The sequence below is a fragment of the Microcystis sp. M49636_WE2 genome (assembly GCF_030065375.1).
GTDB lineage: Bacteria > Cyanobacteriota > Cyanobacteriia > Cyanobacteriales > Microcystaceae > Microcystis > Microcystis aeruginosa_C.
On record NZ_JASJFG010000349.1, the window covers coordinates 1 to 3,703 of the forward strand.

Sequence of the window (3,703 nt, forward strand, 5' to 3'; positions counted from 1 at the left end):
CCAAGCTTTTCTGGTCGGAACCCCCTAAGCCGAGTTTTCAAGGTGCTGCGCCGTCCACTTGGTTTTCGAGACTGGCCTTTTAATTCTAACGTAAAGCCAACCTAGAACGGCGGGGTTTCAGACCCAAAATTTCCGATGATTCCCGCGATCGATAATTGGCAGAGTCCGCTTCTACAGATTCGTTTTCAACTGGAGAGTCCCCAGTTAGCTATTTTTTATCCCGATGGCTCCCGGTTTTTGACCACCCTAGAAATCAAGCAAAAAGCGGAATTAGCCGAACAGCAAGCCCAACAGGAACGTCAACGGGCCGAATTGGCTGAGGCAAAATTAGCCCGCCTAGAGGCGCAATTACGGGCAATGGGGATTAATCTAGAGGAAAACTAACGAGAGGCGGGAAGGACGGGATTTAACCACTGGAGAATCTCATCTTTAAGACGGGAATTATCCCGGGCAAGTCCCTGTTTTAACCATTGGCCGATCGCATCGAGGGGAGTAAATACTTCTCCGGTTTGCCAACTGACATCTTGACTCAAGGGAGTGAGATGATTACCTGGGAGAGTTCGCAGGGCAATTAAATCATTAAAGCGTTTTTTTAGCAGGGGATTTAATACCAGCGATTGATCGATCGTGTCGTCTTGAAAACGGATTAAAAGATTGCGACGAATGGCATAATCTTGGAAAATTAACTCGTTTGTTTCTTCGGGGGAAGGGGTAAATTCGAGGTTAAAAGTGGTGTCAATTTGCAAAGGTTCGATAAAAGGAATAGCCCGACGAATCGGATAATTATTAAAGGAAATGAGGATATTTCCTTCCCGTTCCACTTCGTAGAGACTACCGATTAATAAATGCAGTTTACACCCCATACTGTGACCCAATCCGTAGATGGGGAGATAACCTTGGGGCAGACTATGATTCCAGCGCAGACGTTCAATAATATTATCAAAACGGTTTAAAACTGTGCGGGCGATCGATTTGTGATCGAGGGTATTAACAAAGGGAGTCGCGACAATAGCGTATCCTGAATTCCCAAGACTTTCTAATAACCAACGATAGGTAATATTCGGGGCCGCCGCCACAAATGCCCCACCTAAAAAGTGAATGATACCCCGGGGACGACGGGGGAGAAAAACCCAATTACCTGCTATTTCTTGCCAATTCATAATTAGTTATCAGTGAATTAAGTAGCTGGTTATAATTAAATTAAAAATAGATTTTAGGTTCGATCCCTCCTTAGTCCTAGGGTTGATTCATAGTAGGGTTGATTCATGAATCAACCCTACCCTTAGTCCCCCCTTGATAAGGGTGGTGTCTGATAATTTTTAACGCCTACCTACTTAATAACTTAGTCACTCACCAAATAAAGACTACTTGATATTATACTAAATCCTGTTTAAAAGGGATAGGAGATTAGCCAGAGATTGGCACCACCAGATAAGGATAACTGTTTGCCCAAGTTATAAAAGATCGGAATGAATATTTTTATGCCAGTTTTTGCTTAATAAAAGCCACTAATTGAGACATTTGTTTCTTGATAGTTTCCATTTCTGTTTGCATTTGGGCAATTTGGGCATGGAGAGTCTGAATATCGGTGCTATAATCCCCAGTGAGTTCCTCTAGTTTCGGGCTAGAAACTGTCGGTTTGGGAGAATACTGTTTTGCCTTGGCTATCGCTTCTTTAATCGCTTGTATCAATTGTTTTTGGTCGAAAGGCTTCTCAATAAAGGCAAAATGCTGGAAAGGTTCGGGGATTTTCTCTACTACCTCCTCTTTCCGTCCTGACATTAACACTAGGGGGATACTTTTGAGATTATCTTCGCTTTGGATTTGCTGAAACACCTCCCAACCGCTCATTTTCGGGAGAAGGAAGTCCAAAATAATCAAATTCGGGTTTTTGGTACGGATGAGATTATAACCCTCTAATCCGTCTTTAGCTTCGAGGAATTCAAAGTTACCCTCTGGTAACATATCGCGAATGTGCATCCTGATCACTTTACTGTCATCGATAACGAGAATTTTATGATTTGACACGATAGACACCTTAGAAAAGAGACAATAGATCAGCTCGATGCTCCGAGGGGGTATTGAGGAAAACTGTCGGGATAGGCATTGAGGATTCCCAAAAAACCCTTAGAAACTAAGATACACCTTGACACTCCCGTCGCGCTCATGCGAGAGATTCTTGGTTCATCGAGTTTCCTTAATCTGGCAGGACGTATCCAACCAAACCAGAGGGAATCTCTCCCCAAGCGTATTAGTTTCGGTATGCCCTACCGTACTTAGTCCCTTTTTGAGAATGTTGATAGCGGCGTTAATATCTCTATCTTCTACATAGCCACAGTGGGGACAAATATGGGTTCTTGTCGATAGAGATTTAGGGACTTTTTGACCACAATTAGAACAATTTTGACTCGTGTTATGGGGGGCTACTGCTACCGTAGCCTTACCATATTTAAAGCCAAAATATTCTAACCATTGCCGAAAAGTTGACCAAGCCACATCATTAATAGATTTAGAGAGTTTAGAGTTTTTTACCATGCCTTGAATATTTAAGTTGACCTGGGCGATGAAATCGTTAGATTTAATGACGTGCAATGCCTCTTTTTCGACAAAGCCTTTACGTTGCCTACTTACTCTTAAATGCTTTCTAGCATATCTCTTTCTAGCTTTTTGGTAGTTGTTTGATTGGGGTTGACCTTTTCTAAACTTTTTAGATTTTTTCCGATTCAGACGGTTTAATCTTTTTTCTGCTTGGCGATAGTATTGCGGTATTTCTACCGTTTCCCCATCACTATTAGCGTAGAAAACTTTTAAACCTACATCCAATCCCACACATCTTTTAGTCGGTTCTAGCGGTTTAGCATATTCCCGAATATCAACACTTAGACAGAATTGGACATAATAACCGTCTGCTCGTTTAACAATCCTAACTCGTTTAATTTGGTCTATGGGGTAAAAGTTTAGGTCTCTAGTTCCTTTTAGTTTAACCGTGCCAATGTTTTTCTTATCTGTGAAAGTGATTTTCCTTCTATCCTCTGATAATTTCCATCCAGAGTTTTTATATTCCACAGAACGATTATTTTTCTGAAATTTAGGATAACCTTTTTTTCCTTTAACCTTTTTCTGACAATTATCATATAAACGGGCAATAGCTGACCAAGCTCGTTCGGCCGATGCTTGTCTGGCCGTAGAATTTAGAGTATCGACAAACTTGAACTGTTTGGCGAGAACTGCACAATATTTATTGAGAGAATATTTATCGATTTTGTCTTCTCTCTTGGCATCCATCCAAAGCCTTAAAGCCTTATTTCTGATGAATTGTACTGTACGAATAGCTTCATCAATGGCAGAACATTGACTTGGTTTGACCACGGCTTTCATTTCTAAGACAATCATTGTTTATCGACCTCAAACAACTTATTTTAAGTTAACCTGTAGAGCATCGGATTGTCAAGATTTTAGTTGTGCTTCGCTGTTTTATATTGGTCGGGGTTTCATCCCGTTGCGCTCAAGCAAGGGCTTCGGCCGTGAGCTCAGCCGAACGGTCTTCACCCCGACATTTGAGATAAAGAAAAAACCTCGGTTAATGTCCGAGGCTGCTGTTGTAGGAGAACTCAATGCAAAACAAAAGGAAGATACCAAAACCAAAGAGGTTTTTATCGGTAAATCACCCTTATTGTCCCATTGTAACCCCTGTTTAAGCGTA

Annotated in this window: 3 protein-coding genes and 1 pseudogene; 1 reads left to right on the forward strand and 3 read right to left on the reverse strand. The window is 41.5% G+C overall.

What is annotated here, in order from left to right:
- Positions 1–135: 135 nt before the first annotated feature.
- Positions 136–384, forward strand: a pseudogene (locus PX484_RS08310) (Uma2 family endonuclease); the annotation flags it as partial.
- Here the strand turns inward: PX484_RS08310 and PX484_RS08315 are convergent.
- The 3 genes from PX484_RS08315 to PX484_RS08325 all read right to left on the reverse strand — a co-directional run bounded on the left by PX484_RS08315 (position 381) and on the right by PX484_RS08325 (position 3,393).
- Positions 381–1,160, reverse strand: coding sequence for a DUF1350 family protein (locus PX484_RS08315; protein WP_002781173.1), 780 nt, complete (start codon positions 1,158–1,160; stop codon positions 381–383). The pseudogene PX484_RS08310 and the gene PX484_RS08315 sit on opposite strands and share 4 nt — an antisense overlap.
- A gap of 319 nt (positions 1,161–1,479) precedes the next feature.
- Positions 1,480–2,028, reverse strand: a complete 549-nt coding sequence (locus tag PX484_RS08320) for a response regulator (protein ID WP_287766400.1) — start codon at positions 2,026–2,028, stop codon at positions 1,480–1,482.
- 156 nt (positions 2,029–2,184) lie between these two features.
- A complete protein-coding gene (locus PX484_RS08325; RefSeq protein WP_287766397.1) occupies positions 2,185–3,393 on the reverse strand; it encodes an RNA-guided endonuclease InsQ/TnpB family protein in 1,209 nt (402 codons plus the stop codon).
- Between the last annotated feature and the right edge of the window lie 310 nt (positions 3,394–3,703).